Below are 636 nucleotides of genomic sequence, written 5' to 3'. Positions count from 1 at the left end.
GCCTGCGCGCTCGCCTTGGACCCCCGCATTCGAGATCGCGCCGATCGCCGCGGCCGTCTCGTTGAGGCTCACCCCCATCGAGGAGGCCACAGGACCTACCTGCGACATTGCAGTACTCATTTGACTCATGGTGGTATTGCTATTCGCCACCGTCGCTGCGAGGGTGTCGGTGATCTCTGGGACCTCGGATGCTTCGCGACGATACGCTTGCATGGTCGTCGTGAGGATCGACGTCGCCTCCTGGAGCCTCATCTGCCCGGCCGTGGCGAAGTCGGCAGCTGCCGGGAGTGCTTCCATCGATTCGGAGGCGTCGAGACCAGCAGATGACAGGAAGTAGAGCGCCCTCGCAGCACGCTGGTGCGAGTGTTCTGTGCTGGTGGCGACTTCTTGAGCTGTGTCTCGGAGGTCCTCTTCCATCGCCTCCGAGACTGAGCCCATGACGGATAGCGACTCACTCATCGCCTTGTCAAATGTGGCAGCCTGCCGAACAGCTGCTCCCCCCATCGCTGCGATCGGCACGCTTAGAGCGCCAGTCATCATCTGCCCTGCCCCACTTATTTTCTTACCGACGCGCTCGGTTTTCGTTCCGAGGTCGCCAAGGCCGTCTTGTGCCTCCTGAATTTCTTGTTTAAAACC

Annotated in this window: 1 protein-coding gene; it reads right to left on the bottom strand. The window is 61.0% G+C overall.

Annotated elements, in window-relative coordinates:
- Positions 1-636, bottom strand: a 636-nt coding sequence (locus DVK07_RS20520; protein ID WP_121598587.1) for a phage tail tape measure protein, incomplete at both ends; no start/stop codon positions are given.

The sequence above is a fragment of the Halorubrum sp. Atlit-26R genome (assembly GCF_003666015.1).
Taxonomy (GTDB): Archaea; Halobacteriota; Halobacteria; order Halobacteriales; family Haloferacaceae; genus Halorubrum.
Note: the sequence above shows the minus strand (reverse complement) of the source record. Positions and strands in the feature narration are given on the sequence as shown.